The 16,651-nt window shown below is 61.8% G+C and carries 16 protein-coding genes; all 16 read right to left on the bottom strand.

Going from position 1 to position 16,651, the window contains the following annotated elements:
- Positions 1–279: 279 nt before the first annotated feature.
- Positions 280–2,583 (bottom strand): RelA/SpoT family protein, encoded by a 2,304-nt coding sequence (locus ACRQFC_RS08615; RefSeq protein ID WP_026428856.1) that lies wholly within the window; start codon positions 2,581–2,583, stop codon positions 280–282.
- A gap of 19 nt (positions 2,584–2,602) precedes the next feature.
- Positions 2,603–3,145, bottom strand: coding sequence for an adenine phosphoribosyltransferase (locus ACRQFC_RS08610; protein ID WP_026428855.1), 543 nt, complete (start codon positions 3,143–3,145; stop codon positions 2,603–2,605).
- Entirely contained in the window at positions 3,142–4,239 is a 1,098-nt protein-coding gene (secF, locus tag ACRQFC_RS08605) for a protein translocase subunit SecF (protein WP_284901238.1), read from the bottom strand. The genes ACRQFC_RS08610 and secF overlap by 4 nt, the downstream gene beginning before the upstream one ends.
- Positions 4,239–5,978 (bottom strand): protein translocase subunit SecD, encoded by a 1,740-nt coding sequence (gene secD, locus ACRQFC_RS08600; protein WP_087070708.1) that lies wholly within the window; start codon positions 5,976–5,978, stop codon positions 4,239–4,241. The genes secF and secD overlap by 1 nt, the downstream gene beginning before the upstream one ends.
- Positions 5,979–5,983: 5 nt before the next feature.
- Positions 5,984–6,460, bottom strand: coding sequence for a preprotein translocase subunit YajC (locus tag ACRQFC_RS08595; protein WP_051278393.1), 477 nt, complete (start codon positions 6,458–6,460; stop codon positions 5,984–5,986).
- Between the two features lie 80 nt (positions 6,461–6,540).
- Positions 6,541–7,560, bottom strand: coding sequence for a Holliday junction branch migration DNA helicase RuvB (gene ruvB / locus ACRQFC_RS08590; RefSeq protein WP_087070706.1), 1,020 nt, complete (start codon positions 7,558–7,560; stop codon positions 6,541–6,543).
- Positions 7,557–8,150 carry a Holliday junction branch migration protein RuvA gene (gene ruvA, locus ACRQFC_RS08585; protein WP_284901237.1) on the bottom strand — a complete coding sequence of 198 codons (594 nt, stop codon included), beginning with the start codon at positions 8,148–8,150 and terminating at the stop codon, positions 7,557–7,559. Before ruvA ends, ruvB begins: the two co-directional genes overlap by 4 nt.
- 23 nt (positions 8,151–8,173) lie before the next feature.
- Positions 8,174–8,812, bottom strand: a complete 639-nt coding sequence (gene ruvC, locus ACRQFC_RS08580) for a crossover junction endodeoxyribonuclease RuvC (RefSeq protein ID WP_026428850.1) — start codon at positions 8,810–8,812, stop codon at positions 8,174–8,176.
- Positions 8,812–9,567 carry a YebC/PmpR family DNA-binding transcriptional regulator gene (locus ACRQFC_RS08575; RefSeq protein WP_016442670.1) on the bottom strand — a complete coding sequence of 252 codons (756 nt, stop codon included), beginning with the start codon at positions 9,565–9,567 and terminating at the stop codon, positions 8,812–8,814. The genes ruvC and ACRQFC_RS08575 overlap by 1 nt, the downstream gene beginning before the upstream one ends.
- A 106-nt stretch (positions 9,568–9,673) precedes the next feature.
- Positions 9,674–10,180 carry an NUDIX hydrolase gene (locus tag ACRQFC_RS08570; RefSeq protein ID WP_320757463.1) on the bottom strand — a complete coding sequence of 169 codons (507 nt, stop codon included), beginning with the start codon at positions 10,178–10,180 and terminating at the stop codon, positions 9,674–9,676.
- 9 nt (positions 10,181–10,189) lie between these two features.
- Positions 10,190–10,783, bottom strand: coding sequence for a hypothetical protein (locus tag ACRQFC_RS08565; protein ID WP_320757464.1), 594 nt, complete (start codon positions 10,781–10,783; stop codon positions 10,190–10,192).
- Entirely contained in the window at positions 10,780–11,904 is a 1,125-nt protein-coding gene (locus ACRQFC_RS08560) for a glycosyltransferase family 4 protein (protein ID WP_320757465.1), read from the bottom strand. Before ACRQFC_RS08560 ends, ACRQFC_RS08565 begins: the two co-directional genes overlap by 4 nt.
- Positions 11,901–12,908 carry a phosphatidylinositol mannoside acyltransferase gene (locus ACRQFC_RS08555; RefSeq protein WP_320757466.1) on the bottom strand — a complete coding sequence of 336 codons (1,008 nt, stop codon included), beginning with the start codon at positions 12,906–12,908 and terminating at the stop codon, positions 11,901–11,903. The genes ACRQFC_RS08560 and ACRQFC_RS08555 overlap by 4 nt, the downstream gene beginning before the upstream one ends.
- Entirely contained in the window at positions 12,905–13,570 is a 666-nt protein-coding gene (gene pgsA / locus ACRQFC_RS08550; protein WP_320757467.1) for a phosphatidylinositol phosphate synthase, read from the bottom strand. Before pgsA ends, ACRQFC_RS08555 begins: the two co-directional genes overlap by 4 nt.
- Complete coding sequence (gene thrS / locus ACRQFC_RS08545; RefSeq protein WP_435734671.1) at positions 13,570–15,549, bottom strand: threonine--tRNA ligase; 1,980 nt, start codon at positions 15,547–15,549, stop codon at positions 13,570–13,572. The genes pgsA and thrS overlap by 1 nt, the downstream gene beginning before the upstream one ends.
- Positions 15,550–15,797: 248 nt before the next feature.
- Entirely contained in the window at positions 15,798–16,244 is a 447-nt protein-coding gene (locus tag ACRQFC_RS08540; protein WP_087070697.1) for a Dps family protein, read from the bottom strand.
- Between the last annotated feature and the right edge of the window lie 407 nt (positions 16,245–16,651).

The following is a 16,651-nucleotide window of genomic DNA, read 5'->3' as shown; positions in this document are numbered from 1 at the left end:
GTTGAAACGGTTGGTGCGGACGTTGAAGAAGTACCGCTCGTTCACGCTTGAGGTCGGCGGGCAGGTCGTTCATGCTCGCACCCCGCTGCCGGCGGATGTGGCCGTGCTTATCGAGTCACTGCCAAAGTCGCACTAAATGAGCCAAGTCAGGGCAGTGCCCTGCGCGCCATTGCCCTGCGCTAGGTGCGCGGGTGACCACTAGGCTCAGCCGTTAAGCACGTTAGCGCAATCCTGAGGTTCTCACCTTCAGTAGCGTGCCGCAACCGCGCCGGATCCGCGCTAGCCGCGCGGGGGTTCCACCCGGCGCTGGTTGGCGGGCTTCGAGTTGGTCACCCGGTAGGCGTCGTATACACCTTCGATTTTGCGTAGATCCGCGAGCACCCGGGCCAGGTGGTGGGGATCGGCCATCTCGAAAGTGAAGGTGTTACGCACCATGCGTTCCTTGGTGGTCATCATATTGCCGGCCAGCAGATTCACCCCGTTATCCAGCAGAGCCCGGGAAATATCGGAAAGCAGGCCCTGGCGATCCAGGGCATCCACCTGGACCTGGATCACGTAGACAGCTTCGGAATCATCGGCCCAATGTACCTCGAGGAAGCGTTCGGGTTGCTTTTGCAGCTGTTCCACATTGGGGCAATCCGCCCGGTGAATGGATACCCCCGAGCCGCGGGTCACGAAACCGACAATGGCATCGGGAGGAACCGGAGTGCAGCAGCGGGCCAGCTTGACCATAACGTCGCCGGCTTCCATACCCTGGACCACCACGGCGTTATCGGTACTCGCGGTGCTCCGCCGCCGCGAAATACGGTTCGGGGTCACCGCCTCCGCCAGGGTTTCCTCGACCCCGGCCTGCCCGCCCTGGGAGGTAATGAGGTTACGTACCACGGTTTCGGGAGAAATATCCCCTTCCCCGATACCGGCGTACAGATCATCCACGGAACTGCGCCCGGCTTCCCGTGCTACTTCCGCGAGGGTGTCATGGCTCATGAGGCGCTGGACGGGCTGGTTGCGCTTGCGGATTGCGCGGGCCAGCTTATCTTTGCCTTCTTCCACCGCTTCATCCCGGCGGCTCTTCTTGAACCATACCCGGATCTTGGCGCGGGCGCGCGGGCTGGCCACGAAATCAAGCCAGCCGAGGGAGGGCCCGGCATCCGGGCTTTTCGCGGTAATGATCTCGACCGTATCGCCCGATTCCAGCTTGTGATCCAGGGTGACAAGGCGATCATTCACCCGCGCGCCCACGGTACGGTGCCCCACTTCGGTGTGGACGGCATAGGCGAAATCAACCGGGGTGGCACCCGTGGGCAGTTCCATGACTTCCCCGGCCGGGGTGAATACATAGACCTTATTGCCGGAGATCTCATAGGAGAGCGATTCGAGGAATTCCGCCGGGTCCGCGGTTTCCCGCTGCCAATCGACCAGCTGGCGCAACCAGTTAAGCTGCGTGGTTTCTTCATCGACTTTCGCGGCCCCGCCCCCGCGCTTGGTGGCATTCGGGTTTTCCTTGTAGCGCCAGTGCGCAGCCACGCCGTATTCGGCACGCCGGTGCATATCGTAGGTGCGGATCTGGATTTCCAGGGAGCGGTTATCCGGGCCGATGACGGTGGTGTGAATTGACTGGTAGAGGTTGAATTTCGGGGTGGTGATATAGTCCTTGATCCGCCCCTGAATCGGCGTGAAAATCGTATTGGCCACGCCCAGAACCGCATAGCAATCCGGGATGGTTTCTACCAGCACCCGCACGCCCACGAGGTCGTAAATATCCTCGAAGTCCTTGCCCCGCAAAATCATTTTCTGATAGATGGAGTAATAGTGCTTGGGGCGGCCGGTGATCGTGCATTTAATATGGGAAGTTTTGAGCTCTCGCTCCAAGATCGCCTTAATTTTCGCGATATACGCTTCGCGTTCCGGGGTGCGTTCCTGCACCAGGGATTCAATTTCGGCGTAGACCTCCGGATACATGGTTTTGAAGGAAAGATCTTCAAGCTCCCATTTAATGGAATTCATGCCGAGGCGATGCGCGAGAGGCGCGTAAATTTCCAGGGTTTCATGAGCCTTGGAGCGTGCCTTTTCCTGCGGCATGAAACGCCAGGTGCGGGCATTATGGAGCCGGTCGGCAAGTTTAATGAGGAGCACGCGGATGTCTTTAGACATCGCGATCACCATTTTGCGCACGGTTTCCGCCTGCGCGGCTTCCCCGTATTCGACCTTATCGAGCTTCGTGACCCCGTCCACGAGGAGTTCCACGGTGGAACCGAAATTCTCCCGGACCTGCTCGAGGGTGTACCCGGTATCTTCCACGGTGTCATGGAGGAGGGCTCCCACGAGGGTGTCCTCATCCATACCGAGTTCGGCGAGGATGGTTGCCACCGCGACCGGATGCGTAATATACGGCTCTCCCGAGCGCCGCTTCTGGCCGCGGTGGCATTCCTCCGCCACGTTATACGCCCGGATAATGCGTTCCTTATCCACATTTCCCAGGGCGCGCATAAGGGGTTCCAGGGCATCAGGAACCTGGCTGGCCGTGCGTCCGGTCAACCACGATAGCCGCGATAGTACCCGCGGACCTTGCGATTCCGACATGCCCTACTCCCCTCTTGACTTAATCGAAGGTTAGCACCGCTTCGACCTGCCTACCGGCCAGACGCTCCCGGCCGCCCATGCCTGCCAGCTCAATGAGCATGCACAGGCCGGCCACAATCCCGCCTGAGCTTTCTACCAGCTCACAGGCGGCATGTGCGGTTCCACCGGTGGCGAGAACGTCATCGATGATGAGAACGCGCTGTCCATCTTCAATATTAAAGGGCTGAACTTCCATCCGGGCCGAACCGTATTCCAGTTCATAATCAACCCCGATCACCGGCCCGGGCAGGCGCCCGGCTTTGCGGATAGTGACCATCCCCAAACCCATGGCGTAGGCCAGCGGAGCGGACAGAATAAATCCGCGTGATTCCAGCCCGGCGACGGCGTCGATCTTACCTTCGTAGTGGCGCGCCAGCTCATCAATAAAGAGGTGGAAAGCTTCACCGTCAGCTATGAGCGGGGTGATATCGCGAAAGATCACCCCGGGTGCCGGGAAGTTTTCACGTTCTCGGACCCGGCTGGCCGCGAGTTCCACGAGTTGCGAAGAAAAGGCACTACTCACTTCTTGCTCCTCTTCTTACGGCGCGGCTGCGCTGCATTACCGAGATGGTGGCCCGGTTCGAGAACCGCGGATACCACGTCTTCTTCGGGAACGCCGGCCTCAACGCGTTCGGCGCGCGCGGCAGCCACTTCCGCGTTATGAGCCTTGATGCGCGGATCGGCATTCGTCAGGGTGACGGCGAGCGGCGCGGCCAGGAAGATGGAGGAGTACGCCGAGAGCAGCAGACCCACGAAGAGCACCAGCGCCAGATCGCGCAGCGTCCCCGCACCCATGAGGTACACCCCGATGAAGAGGATGGACGCCACCGGCATAATCGAGGTGACGGAGGTGTTGATGGAGCGGATGAGGGTCTGATTGACGGCGTGGTTCGTCGATTCCCCGAAGGTCACGCGGTGCTGACGCAGCACGTGCTCGGTATTTTCACGGACCTTATCGAAGACCACCACGGTGTCATACAGGGAGTACCCGAGAATGGTCAGCAGGCCGATAACGGTGGACGGCGTGAATTCGAAACCGAAGAGGCAGTAAATCCCCACCGTCACCACAAGGTCATGGAAGAGCGCAACGATGGCACCCAGGGCGTTACGCCAGGACCGCATATAGGCCCACAGGGCCAGCAGCACCAGCACGATAAAGACCACGAAACCTTGGAGAGCCTTGGTGGAAATATCCTGGCCCCATACCGGGCCGATATAGGTGGAGGTGACATTCTGAACGGAGGTGCCGTAGGCTTCGGCCAATTCCGTGCGAATCGCTTCCGTTTCCGCGTTCCCCACCCCGGTACCGTCGGCATTCGCCGAGGTCTGGATACGCAGGGAGTTCTCCCCCACCTGGGCCACGCGGGCGGCTTCATCCCCGCCGTGGCGGGCCATGATATCCGAGGCGAGGCGCTGATCGGTGGTTTGCGCCTCCGAGACCGTGAACTGGGATCCCCCGGTGAACTCAATACCCATATTGAGTCCGCGGGTGAACAGCGCGATAAACGAGGCGATCACGCAGATAATCGCGATGGTGTACCAGGTCTTGCGCCGCTGCACAATTTTGAAGCTGCGCCGCCCGGAGTAGAGATCATTACCTAAGCTGTACATCGACATTAGGCGTTCTCCTTTCCCTCGCTGCTCGCGGGGAGAGCGGCCCGGCGTTCCCGGGTACGCCGCTCGGCGAGCGAGCCTTCCCCGGGAACCTTACGGCCGCGATACGCCGGGGTATGCGCCAAATGCTTGGCGGACATACCCGATGCCGGGTGCCCCCCGCCGAAGAACTTGGTGCGCACCAGCAGCGTCATAAGCGGATAGGTAAACATAAAGACGACGACGAGGTCGAGGATGGTGGTGAGCCCCAAAGTGAAGGCGAAACCGCGCACCGAACCCACCGCGATGAAGTAGAGCACCCCGGCCGCGATGAGGTTAACGGAGTCGGAGGCGATAATCGTGCGGGTCGCGCGCTTCCAACCGCGCTGCACCGCGGTGCGAACCGCGTGTCCGTCACGAATCTCATCGCGGATACGTTCGAAGAACACGATGAAGGAATCGACCGTAATACCGATAGAAATAACCAAGCCGACGACGCCGGCCATCGACAATCGGTAACCCATCACCCAGGAGAGCAAACAAATAACCCCGTAGGACAGACCCGTGGCAAGCACCACCGAACCCACCGCCACAATGGCGAGGGCGTGGTACTGCCAGACAAGGTAAAGAACAATAAGCACAAGACCGATCAGCCCGGCCACGAGACCCGCGCGCAGCGATTCGGAACCGAGGGTGGCCGAAATTTGCTGTTCGGATTGCACCTCAAATTCCAGGGGTAGCGAACCGAATTGCAACTGGTTGGCCAGCACGCGCGACGTCGTCGCATTAATACCGGAACCGTTAATAACGGCCTGCCCACCCGAAATCTGGGTTTGCGGAACCGCGGAGGAAATGACGCGACCGTCCAACACGATGGCGAATTGGTTTTGGGGACTTTGCAAGCCCACCAGCCGCCCGGTCACTTCGGAGAACTTCTGGGCGCCCTCATTATCGAATTCCAGCTGCACGATCCACTGACCTTGCTGCTGGTCGAAACCGGAGGTGGCGCGCGTCAGGTTCGTTCCGGCAATTTCGGCCGGGCCGAGCACGTACTTATAAGGCGTCACTTCACCGGTCTTGGAATCTTCGCTTTGCCCGCAGGCCACCAGCGCGGTATCCGGGTTTTCTTCCGGAGCGGTGGCGGGGTTTTCCGCGGTGCAATCCAAAGTCAGCGCATCGTAGGTGACCCGCTCGGTTTTGGCCCAAGCCGGATCCGAGGCGCTGGTGGGCTCGCTAGGCGGAGTGGTGGAGAGCTTGCCGTCCCCGTCCGCGTCGGCGGCCTTCATAGCGGCTTCTTCCAGCGCGGTACCGGTGAGAGGCGCGGCATTCTCACCCTCGCCCTTCATGGTTCCCGGGTTCGCCATGGCGAGCACCGGGCGCATCCGCAACACCGCGGAATTACGCACGAGGTCGAGGGTTTCCTGGCTCGGGTGCCCGGGCAGACCCACCACAATATTCGAGCCACCCTGGGAGGTGATCTCCGCTTCTGCCACACCCGAGGCGTCCACGCGCTGGCGAATAATTTCAATCGCCTGGTTGACATCTTCCGAGGTAATCTCGGAATTATCCGTGGTCTTCGGGGTGAGAATAAGCTCCGTGCCGCCTTCCAGGTCGAGGGCGAAATTCGGGGTCCACCGGGATTCCGATCCGGATCCCGTTACCGAACCCACGCCCAGGGAGACGAAGAGCGCGATCGCCAAGATCGCAAGGGTAATGATCCGGCGCCAGGATAACCGGACGCCGGAATTTTTAGATTGAGACATAGTGTTTACTTCCAGGCCGAGCCCGACTCATCTTTCTTTTCACCAAAAGCCGAGTCCGTGCTCCGAGGAGTCACGTGACCGGTCACTTCCGGGGTGGCCGCGCCAGTGGGAGCACCGGTTCCCGCGGCATTATCCGCAACCGCCCCGGCCCCGGATTCTTCCGAAGCGCTCAGGCGGGCGGCTTCCGCGGCATCTTCCGCCGCCGCTTCTTCTTCACTGACCGGCGCAAAGGGAATAGAGGCTTGCTCCCGAATGGCCAGGCGCGACCACACAGTTTCATCCCCGGAGGGACTTTCGAGCGTCACCGCATCCCCGTCAATCGCAACAATACGCCCGTAAAAACCAGCGGTGGTCATGACATCCGTGCCCACCACCAGAATGCTATTGCGGTGTTCTTCAGCACGTGCCCGGGCCTTCTTATTGGACTGGGACATGAACAGCACCATCCCCACCAGGATGACGCCCATGATGGCGAATTCCACGCGAAAGCTCCTTGGAAAAGACAATAATTACCGTGCCAGTTTACCGTGCATAGCTGAAAACACCGGCGGCCGTGACGAAACTAATCTGTAGGCGGAGTTAAACCGAGGTGGCTCCAGGCCCGCGGGGCCGCCATCCGCCCGCGCGGGGTACGCACCAGATAGCCTTCGCGCACCAAATAGGGCTCCACCACCGTCTCCACCGTTTCGGGTTCTTCGCCAACAGATACCGCGAGGGTGGTCAGGCCCACCGGCCCGCCCCCGAAACGGGTGCAGATCGCTTCGAGCACCGCGCGGTCAAGCCGATCCAACCCGGCCGGATCCACCTGGAAAAGATCGAGGGCAGCCCGCGCGGCCCGCAGGTCCAAATCCCCGGTGCCGCGCACCTGCGCCCAGTCCTGGACGCGGCGCAACAGCCGGTTGGCGATACGCGGGGTCCCGCGCGAACGCCCGGCAATTTCCTGGGCCGCATCCTCGGTAATGGTATGGCCGAGCTTGACGGCATTACGCCGCACAATACGGGCCAGATCGCGCTGTTCGTAATATTCCAGGTGCGCCGTAAAGCCGAAGCGATCACGCAAGGGAGCGGGCAGTAAGCCGGCGCGCGTCGTCGCCCCTACGACCGTGAAGAACGGTAGCGGCAGCGGAATCGAGGTGGCGCCCGGGCCCTTCCCCACCATCACGTCCACCCGAAAATCTTCCATGGCCAGGTAGAGCATTTCTTCGGCGTTGCGGGCCAAGCGGTGGATTTCGTCGATAAAGAGAACATCGTTTTCCTGCACGGAGGAAAGAATTGCGGCCAGGTCACCCGAATGTTGAATGGCCGGGCCGGAGGTCAAGCGCAGTGCTCCGCCCACTTCAGCGGCAATAATCATGGCGAGGGTGGTTTTCCCCAGGCCCGGCGGCCCGGAAAGGAGCACGTGGTCGGGGGTGCGCCCGCGTTGCACTGCGGCCTGGAGCACGAGGGAGAGCTGGTCGCGCACGGTATCCTGGCCCACGAATTCGGAGAGCTGGCGCGGGCGCAGGGCCGCTTCGGCGGCGCGTTCCGTTTCGCTGGCTTCCGGGGAGACCAGGCCGGCGTCGAAGGACATTTCTTCGCTCATCGGCGGGCCCCTAGTACTTGCAGACTGGCGCGCAGGAGCTGGGCCACGGTACCCTGCGGTATTTGCGTGCGCGCTTCTTCATAGGCGGCGACGGCGTCGCTTTCCTTCCACCCCAGTCCCACCAGACCGGCAACTACGGCACTCGGATCCGCCTCGGGGCTGGCTGTTTCGCCGGCGGCCACCGGAGCCGGGCCGAGCTTATTACCCAGCTCTAAAATAATGCGCTGGGCGCTTTTCTTGCCGATACCGGGGACCCGGGTGAGGGCCGCCTCGTCCTTGGATTGCACCGCGGCGCGCAGCGCGTTCGGGGTGTGGACGGAGAGGAGCGTGAGCGCAACTTTGGCGCCGATTCCGGAAACCGTCTGCATGATTTCGTAAACATCGCGCTCGTCGGCTTCGCTAAAACCGTAGAGGGAGGGCAGGTCATCGCGGCTGGCGACCAGCGAGGTGTAGAGAAAAGCTTCCGCGCCTTCCCGCAAGCGCGAGAGGGTATCCGGCGTCGCAAAAACTTTGACGCCCCACCCGCCGACCTCCACCACCGCGAATGTGGTGGTAATACGGCTCACAGTTCCGCGAATACTTGCAATCACTCCGGGCTCCCTTCCTCATGACTCTAACCGCTAGCGGAGCGGTGCGGGGAGACCGCACCGGCGCGCCGGCTCATGCGTTCGGCTCCCGCCCACATGCGCTGCGCCGGCGTTAAATCGGCTCCTTCGGCGCGCGGGAGGGTGCCGGCCCCGCCGTGCTGGCCGTTATCCACCGTGGCATCCAGGGCGTGGGCGCCCCCGCGCCATGCGTGGGTGATGGCAATGGCGAGGGCGTCCGCGGCATCCTTGGGACGCGGCAGCTCGGCCAGACCTAAAATCCGCTGAACCATATTTTGCACCTGGAGTTTCCCGGCGCGCCCCGAACCGGTGACCGCTGCTTTCACTTCGGAGGGCGAGTGCAAGCCGAGGGGAAGCTGGGCGCGGGCAGCAGCCAGCATAGCGATACCGGCCACCTGCGCGGTTGAGGTCACCGAGCGCACATTTTCCTGCGCGAAAACGCGTTCCACCGCCACGACCTCGGGAGAAAACTCCGCGATCACCGCGTCGATTTCATCCGCGATAAGGAGAAGACGCCGATGCGGGGCCAGGTCCACCGGAGAGCGCGCCACGCGCATATCCACCAAACGCACCCGCCGCGTCACATCGGCGTCAATGGTTCCCAGCCCGCAGCGCGTAAGTCCCGGGTCAATACCCAGAATGCGCACTACTCACCCTCGAGCTCAGCGAGGATCTCATCGGCGATATCCGCGTTGGTGTAGACCTCTTGAATATCATCGACATCGTCGAGCGCATCGGTGAGTTTGAGGAGCTTTTCCGCGCCGGCGCGATCCAGGGGAACATTGGTAGAGGGAACAAAGCGTGATTCTGCGGAATTGTAGTCAATTCCGGCTTCCTGAAGCGCGGTGCGCACAGCTACCACATCGCTAGAAGCACAGTAAATGGTGAATGTTTCGCCGTCGTCCTCAATTTCTTCGGCGCCCGCGTCAAGAACCGCCATGAGAACGTCATCCTCGGAGTTCTCCCCTTTAACCGCTTCCACCACACCGCGACGGTTGAAGAGATAGGAAACCGAACCCGGATCCGCCAGGGTCCCCCCATTGCGCGTGAGTGCGGTACGCACATCCGAGGCGGCACGATTGCGGTTATCGGTCAGGCATTCGATGAGGATAGCCACCCCACCCGGGCCGTAACCTTCGTAAGTAATGGCTTCATACTGGATGGAATCATCAGTTTCACCCGAGCCACGCTTAACCGCGCGATCAATATTATCGGCCGGCACCGAGTTCTGCTTGGCTTTGCGGATCGCGTCAAAGAGCGTGGGATTGCCCGCGGGATCTCCACCACCGGTTGCCGCTGCCACTTCGATATTCTTGACCAGACGCGCGAAAAGCTTGCCGCGCTTGGCGTCATTAGCGGCTTTCTTATGCTTGGTGGTTGCCCACTTGGAGTGTCCTGACACGTGTCCTCCCGAGTAGATAAAAACTTCCGGAGCCATTGTACGCGGTTCGAGGCCCGGGAACTATTACCTGGGCCGCAGCGCGCCTAAGCTGTACCGTTCAGGGAGGCTAGTTCTCCCAAAGCTCGCGGCAAATCCCATCCCATCCGGCGTGCACCTGAGCCGCCAGCTCCGCGAGACCCACCGGATACACCCGTTCCCTCGGGGAACCAGCGAGTTGCGTGCCGGCACGCCAGTCGATAACGTCGAGGAGTTCTTCTTCCGCCGCGGTCCAGGCCCGCCCGCTTCCGGTCACCGCCGCGCGGGCGCGCACCGCGTCCAGCCGCACCGCGAAAAATTCTTCGTCTTGGCTGAGGGTGGTACGGGCAAAACGAAAAGTTGCGTGCCGGCGCAGAACCGGCCCGATAAGTTCCGTTTCAGTTACGACGACGCCGGTCTCCTCCCGAAATTCCCGCACCGCCGCCTGCTGGGGGCTTTCCGTATCTTCCAGTCCCCCACCGGGCGTGAACCACCACCGGTGGGAAGGATCGTCCCGGTCATGGCCGCGGATGAGGAGGACGCGGCCGGCTTCATCCAGGGCGATAATGCGGGCAGCACGCCGGGGAGTGGGGGTCATCGGGAACTCTTACTCATCGTCAATATCGATGGTTTGCGGGACCGGGGCGTGCCCGGCGATGGGGAAAATGGAGAGAATTCGGGAATTGCGTACCCGGCGAGCCTGGTCCACATGCGAATTATGGAAGGAGCGTGTCATGCGCACATCGAGGCGGGCACGTTCGAGGCGCCGGTAAAATTCCCGGGCGGCTGCATCGGTGATATCGTTCGGGTCCAGCTCATCCACGGTGAGTCGCAGGGCGCGGGAAAGTTCGGATTCCACCGCGCGCCGTTCCCGGGCTGCCACGGCCGGATCGGGAAGATCATCGCGCGTATCACCGGGTAAGGCTTCCAATCCGTCCGCCACCACCGGAAGCATGGAGGCGGAGAGCACCCGCTGGGCACTATCGGTGAGGATAAGAGCCCCGGCCATATCCAATTCCCCGGACATAGCCATATCGTAGGCGGTGCGGGCGCGGGCGGCGAGCGCCTGTTCCACCGCGCGGCGCGATTTCAGGAGGGTGGTATGGAGGCGATCAAGGCGACGGGCCGCCACCACGGCGCTCAGACCGAGAAGGAGAAGCACCACACCGGCGACGAGGGCAAGCCACCACCATATATTCACTGCTCTACCTCCATCTGGGCGGTGCGGACCGCTGTTTCATACACGGCAAAGACTTGGGAGGCAACCGTGGACCAGTCGTAACGCTGGGCTTCGGCCTGGCCGGCCTGCGCCACCCGAGCCCGGCGTTGCGGATCACGCAAAGCCGCCACGGCCACCCGGGCCAGATCCTCCGGGTCTTCATTGGCGAAGTGGTCCCCGAACGTTCCCCCGCCCAGCACCGCGCGAAAAGCGGGAATATCCGAGGCGAGCACAAAACCACCCGCGCTCATCGCTTCGATAAGAATAATTCCGAAGGATTCACCCCCGGTATTGGGGGCTACGTAAAGGTCCACACTGGCGAGCATCGCGGCTTTATCGGCATCGCTGACGGGACCGAGGAACGTCACCCGGGCGGCCGCCTCCCCGAAGAGTTGCCGTGCCGCTTCCTCATCACCTTTCCCGGCCACGAAGAAGCGCGCCTGCGGGTAGTCGCGCAGGATGAGTGGGGCGGCAGCGGCCAGCACCGGCAGACCCTTGCGAGGCTCATCCAGACGGCCGAGGAATCCGAAAGTGGGCGAGTCGGGCGTGCCGGTGAAGCGGGCATCACGCGGTACTTCGAAATCGGCGGTATATACGCCGTTGGGAATAATAAAAGCGTCTCCGCCTAAATACTGTACTGTGGTGCGGCGTGCTTCTTGGGAAACCGCGATACGCGCCTGGATCTTTTCCAGGATGGGGCGCAGCACCGGAGAAAAGAGGTCGAAGGCCCGGGAACGGTCCATGGCGGTGTGGTGGGTGGAGACGACCGGGCATTCCGCACTCATAAGGGCAAGCATAGAAACGGAAGGAACGAAAGGTTCGTGCACGTGGAGCACATCGAAATTCCCTTCCCGCAGCCAGCGGCGTACCGCCCGATTGACTCGCGGACCGAAGGAGAGGCGCGCCACCGAACCGTTATAGGGAATCGCCACGGAGGCTCCCACCGGTACCACGTAATCGGGCAGCGCCTCGTTTTCTTCACTCGGAGCGATCACCGAAACACTGTGTCCGCGGGCGATGAGCTCCTCGGCTAGATCCCGGATGTGGAATCCCACTCCCCCGGGCACGTCCCACGAATAAGGGCAGGCAATCCCGATGTTCACGGCGTTCCTTCCTTCGCGTCGTACTCTGCTTGGCGGCACGCAAGTTCCCGGGCGGCTTTCTCACGGTTAGTGCGGTAGCGCTCACCGTCCAAATCGGCGACAAAAACAGGCTGGAGCATATGCCAGTCCTCGGGGTGCTCAGCCAGCACGCCTTCAAAAGCCGTGATCCATTCCTGGGTGATTCGCTCGATTTCTGCGTGGCGTTCGCGCGGGGAAGCCGCGGCATCCACTCGCGCGCGGATGGGCGCGCCGCTGCGCAGCACCATCCGCCATCGGGTGGGCACTTCCCGGGTACGTTCCCTTTTCACGTAGTAGGAAAAAATAGGGACGACGGCGCAGCCGGTATCTATGGCAAGGATCGCCGGTCCGGCGGCGGCGAGCATGTTCTCCCCGAAGAATTCCACTTCCACGCCAGACGCGGTGAGATCACGATCAGCCAGAACCGGGGCAAGAATGGGTGCCCGGCGGGTATCCTCCGCGAGACGGTGGATCGCCCCACCGCCTTTGACCACGGGATAGATAACCATCCCAATATTTTCACGCAGGCGCACGAAGCGCTCGAAAACCTCGGCGGGTTCTAATTTTTCTACCAGGGTGTGCACAGGTGCGAGGAAATAGCGCGACCACGCCCCGGCCATATCCCAATTGCCCATGTGCATGAGCGCCCCGATGAGGGCATGGCCGCGGGAAAATTCCGCGCGAGCGGAATCGAGACCGTCCTCGATGACCCGCGCCGCTAAATCATCGGCTTCCCAGCTTCCTAGCCGCAGAGCTTCGTAATAGTAACGCATATAGGAACGCATGGCGGCGCGACTGAGCCGGCGGGCTGCCCGGCCCCGCACATCTGGGCGTACCCGCGCGAGGTTGCGGCGCAATTGCTGGGTTCCGCGCAGCGGCAGGGCTCCGGCGACCGTCCCGACCGCGGCAAAGAGACCGCGGCCCACCGGTTCAGGAAGTCGAGCCACCGCCCCGGTGGCACGGAAAAGAAGATTGCCGAGATTCACTGGCCGCTCCCCTGGCCGACCCGCGCACCAGCACCGTGCTCCGCGCGGGACTGCCGGTAGACCGTTACCATGCGCTGGGCCACCGTGATCCACCCGGCTACCGCGAGATAACCGAGAGCCACCAGCAGCACCCATGCACTGGCCCCGTAGCCGGTAATCAGCGCCCCGAGCAGCACGATAACCAGCCGGTCCGCGCGTTCACTGATCCCCACATTCGCGGTGAATCCCACCGCTTCGGCGCGGGCGCGCGCGTAGGAGGTGCACAGCGCGGCCGGGAGGGCCGCCAGGCAGGCCAGAGCCAGCCAGTCGGTGAGCCCGGCCGTCGCCCCGATGTTCCAGCGCGTGATCCACAGGAGAATCCCGCAGAATATCGCGGAATCTGCCAGGCGGTCCAGGGTGGAGTCCAGGAAGGCACCCCAGCGGGACGCGGTTCCGGTCAACCTCGCAATTTGGCCGTCAAGACTGTCGAAAATCACGGTGATTCCGATAATCCAGGAGGCCCACACGGGGTGCCCGAGGGGATAGAGGATGAGGGCGCAGGCCACCACCGCCACGGTTCCGGTGATCGTCACCGCGTCGGCGCTGATCCCCGCGCGCACGCATAGGCGCGCGATGGGACCGAAAATTGCCTGGGCCAGGGGCCGCCCGCTCCGGGAGAGCATTAGAACTTCTCCGCTTCCGGCTGATTAGCGCACCGTCGTACCACATCCACGATATGCGTGATCGCTTCGTCAATAGCGACCCCGTTATGCTGCTCGCCGTCGCGGAAACGGAAGGACACGGCGCCGGCATCGACGTCGTCCCCACCGGCAATGAGGGTGAAGGGGATCTTCTCCTTCGCGGCGTTCCGAATCTTCTTGCCGAAGCGATCATCGGACGTATCCACTTCGGCGCGAATGTGCTGTTCACGCAGGCGCCGGGCGATATCTTCGCAGTAGTCGTTGAAGGTATCGGCCACCGGCACCAGGCGCACCTGCACGGGAGCGAGCCAGGCGGGGAAAGCCCCGGCGTAGTGCTCGACCAGCACGCCCAGGAAGCGTTCGATGGAGCCGAAGAGGGCCCGGTGGATCATGACCGGGCGCTGGCGTGAACCGTCCGGCGCGGTGTATTCCAGGCCGAAACGCTCCGGGAGGTTGAAGTCAAGCTGGATGGTAGACATCTGCCAGGTGCGGCCGATGGCATCACGCGCCTGCACCGAAATCTTGGGGCCGTAGAAAGCCGCGCCTTCCGGATCAGGCACTAGTTCGAGGCCGGAGGATAGGGCCACTTCTTCCAGGGTGCGGGTAGCTTCTTCCCAGAGGTCGTCGTCCCCGATGAACTTCTTGGGGTCTTTCGTGGACAGTTCCAGGTAGAAATCGTTGAGGCCATAGTCCTTGAGGAGGGACAGCACAAAGGTAAGCAGGGAGGAAAGTTCCTCGCGCATCTGCTCGCGGGTGGTGTAAATATGGGCATCGTCCTGGGTGAAACCGCGGGCGCGGGTGAGACCGTGGATAACGCCGGACTTTTCGTAACGATACACCGTTCCGAATTCGAAGAGCCGCAGCGGCAGATCGCGGTAGGAACGCCCCCGCGCCTTATAAATAAGGGAGTGCATGGGGCAGTTCATCGGCTTGAGGTAGTAATCCTGATCCTCATCCACCCGCATGGCCGGGAACATACCATCCTTGTACCAGGACAGATGCCCGGAGGTCTGGAAGAGCTGGCCTTTGGTGATATGCGGAGTATTGACGAAATCGTAACCGGCTTCGATGTGGCGCTGGCGAGAATAGTTTTCCATTTCCATGCGGATAATACCGCCCTTGGGATGGAAGACCGGGAGCCCAGAACCAATTTCGTCAGGGAAGGAGAAAAGATCTAATTCGGTTCCCAGCCGGCGGTGGTCCCGGCGTTGGGCTTCCGCAATACGGGTCTGGTAGGCATCCAGTTCTTCTTTACTCGGCCACGCGGTGCCGTAGATACGCTGGAGATGATCGTTATTCTGATCCCCCTTCCAGTAGGCGGCCGAGGCGCGGGTGAGCGCGAAACCATTCCCGATGAACTTGGTGGAGGGCAGGTGGGGCCCGCGGCACAGATCGGTCCACACCACATCGCCGTGGCGGTTGACGTTGTCGTACATGGTGAGGTCGCCGTGGCCCACTTCCACGCTGGCACCGTCCGCATCGTGGCCCTTGGTGGTGATGAGCTCAAGCTTGTAGGGCTGGGAGGCTTCTTCCTGGCGCGCTTCTTCTTCGGTGACTTCGCGGCGCACGAAACGCTGATTTTCCTTGACGATGCGCTTCATGCGCTTTTCGAGCTCTTTCAGCATCTCCGGGGTGACCGGGTCAATATTGCCGAAATCGTAGTAGAAGCCATCCTCAATGAAGGGGCCGATGCCCAGATTCGCATCGGGGTAGATCTGCTGGACTGCCTGGGCCAGCACGTGGGTGGCGGAATGGCGGAGAATATTGAGCCCGTCCGGGGAGTCGATGCGTACGGTTTCCACCTCGGCGCCGTCCAGCGTGGTCAAATCCGTGGCCAAATCCTTGAGTTCCCCGTTAACTTTCAGGGCGACAATCGCGCGATCCGCGGCGAAGTAGGCAGTTCCCGGGCACGGTTCGTCAAGGGTGACGAGGGTGCCGTCCACGGATAGACGTGCGGGCATAGTTTTCTCCTTAGTTCTATTTTTCACGGCATCCAGACCGGGGATGCCCGCCCACCAGGATACCTGTTTCGCTCCGGGCCCGCCCGCGCGGCTCTACCGCGAACACGGCGAAGGGGACGCACCTCACGCCTGGTGAGATGGTCCCCTTCGCTATGAGTCACGGCTGCGGCGCAGCGCGGTGCCGCCAGCGTGCGAGCAGCGGTACAGACGCGCGCTAGTGCCGGCGCACGCCCGTCAGCGCGAGCGATTTAGTTTTCGACCGCGGCGGCCTTCATGAACCAGCCCTGCAGCTCCAGGTTGCGAGCGACCCCGATGAGCAGGTCACCGCTGAGCGGATCGGCTTCGTCCACCTTGGACAGATCATTCTGGATACGCCGGGAGGCCCCGTAGAGCTTCTCCGCCATCACGGTGTAGACATCGTCCACATTGAAGGGACCGGTACCCGCATCATCCAGGCCGCTTTCCTTGGCAACGGTCACGGCCCGACCATCCGGGAAGCCCCCGATGGTGGCAATGCGCTCAGCAACCTCATCGAGGTCGGTGCGGGTCACGGACACAACTTCATCAAGAGCGAGGTGGAGGGCGCGGAAACGCGCACCCTGAATATTCCAGTGGTACTGCTTAGCTTGCAGGGAGAGGTCAATAAGATCGGTCAGCGTGCGCTGAAGAGCATCGATAACAACTTTTTCGGCCATTGATCCATCCTTTCGTTTACGTCTATAGGTCTACCCGCTTGATTGCGGAAAATATAGTCAGGAAGACCTAACACGGGGCTGTGCACCGTTCTTTTTCCACCCGTTTTTTCCGCACGACGACGCCGCTTTGCCGCGTGGTTGCGCGCTTTTACGCTCATGGCATGATTGCTTCCAGCTTGAGGCGGATACCCGGGACTTTGGTCATTCGCTTGCTGGACATTCTGTTAGCTGGCTCTGGTGCGATCACCCGCTCGACATGGACAAGCATGGACGATGTGAGCGGCGATGCCCACAGAATGCAACTTGACGACAACGAACCCCACAGGATGCGGCTTATAGGACAAAATGTGTTGGTTACGGTTTAGTAGGTTTGGTTCCATTTAGCCCCGTTGTGTAGATCGGTCCAC

Origin of the sequence: Actinotignum inguinis (assembly GCF_051265835.1) — a bacterium.
Lineage (GTDB): Bacteria > Actinomycetota > Actinomycetes > Actinomycetales > Actinomycetaceae > Actinotignum > Actinotignum timonense.
Note: the sequence above shows the minus strand (reverse complement) of the source record. Positions and strands in the feature narration are given on the sequence as shown.

What these genes read in the sequence shown, in the direction of transcription:
- ACRQFC_RS08615 (WP_026428856.1), bottom strand. Translation starts at nt 2,583, where the DNA reads ATGTCGGAATCGCAAGGTCCGCGGGTACTATCGCGGCTATCGTGGTTG.
- secF (WP_284901238.1), bottom strand. Translation starts at nt 4,239, where the DNA reads ATGTCGATGTACAGCTTAGGTAATGATCTCTACTCCGGGCGGCGCAGC.
- secD (WP_087070708.1), bottom strand. Translation starts at nt 5,978, where the DNA reads ATGTCTCAATCTAAAAATTCCGGCGTCCGGTTATCCTGGCGCCGGATC.
- ruvB (WP_087070706.1), bottom strand. Translation starts at nt 7,560, where the DNA reads ATGAGCGAAGAAATGTCCTTCGACGCCGGCCTGGTCTCCCCGGAAGCC.
- ACRQFC_RS08570 (WP_320757463.1), bottom strand. Translation starts at nt 10,180, where the DNA reads ATGACCCCCACTCCCCGGCGTGCTGCCCGCATTATCGCCCTGGATGAA.
- pgsA (WP_320757467.1), bottom strand. Translation starts at nt 13,570, where the DNA reads ATGCTCTCCCGGAGCGGGCGGCCCCTGGCCCAGGCAATTTTCGGTCCC.
- thrS (WP_435734671.1), bottom strand. Translation starts at nt 15,549, where the DNA reads ATGCCCGCACGTCTATCCGTGGACGGCACCCTCGTCACCCTTGACGAA.
- ACRQFC_RS08540 (WP_087070697.1), bottom strand. Translation starts at nt 16,244, where the DNA reads ATGGCCGAAAAAGTTGTTATCGATGCTCTTCAGCGCACGCTGACCGAT.